This is a genomic window from Dyella mobilis (assembly GCF_016904945.1).
Taxonomy (GTDB): Bacteria; Pseudomonadota; Gammaproteobacteria; order Xanthomonadales; family Rhodanobacteraceae; genus Dyella_B; species Dyella_B mobilis.
Window position 1 is genome coordinate 1 of the sequence record NZ_JADIKF010000020.1, and the last position, 638, is coordinate 638.

Sequence of the window (638 nt, forward strand, 5' to 3'; positions counted from 1 at the left end):
TCGTGGCGGGCAAACAACGCATCCAGGCTGCGTTGCCACGCCGGCACATCCAGCGCGCCGTGCAGGTGCAGTGCCATCGGGATGTGGTACGTCGCGCTCACGCCGTCCAGTTGCGCCAGGAACCACAGACGCTGCTGCGCAAAGGACAACGGCAAGGCACCTTCGCGGGAAACCGGCTGCATCGCCGGTAGCTCGCTGGGGCCTGCATTGCGCGTTGCAGCGACCGCTGCGGCCAACGCACTGATCGTCGGATGCGCAAACAACTGCGCCAACGGCAGGCTCGCACCCAGGGCCGCGGGCAACCGGCTCAGCAGGCGCACGGCCAACAGCGAGTGGCCGCCCAGTTCGAAGAAGTTGTCGTGTCGGCCAACGCGTTCGACACTGAGCAACTCTTCCCAGAGTGCCGCCAAGGTCTGCTCGATCTCGCCTTGCGGTGCTTCATAGGTGTGCCGTGCATAGGCCTCGCCATCAGGCGCAGGCAAAGCCTTGCGATCGAGCTTGCCGTTGGGGGTGAGCGGCAAGGCCTCCAGTTGCACGAAGGCCGAGGGCACCATGTAATCGGGCAGGCGTGCGCCCAGATAGGTGCGTAGCGAGGCCGCTAGCGCATCGTCGTGCGCTGAGGTAGTGACGTAAGCGAC

1 protein-coding gene is annotated in these 638 nt (G+C 65.7%); it reads right to left on the minus strand.

Annotation, left to right across the window (positions count from 1 at the left end; all coding sequences use genetic code 11):
• The coding region (locus tag ISS99_RS00100; protein WP_239537502.1) for a phosphopantetheine-binding protein at positions 1-638 on the minus strand (638 nt) is incomplete at both ends.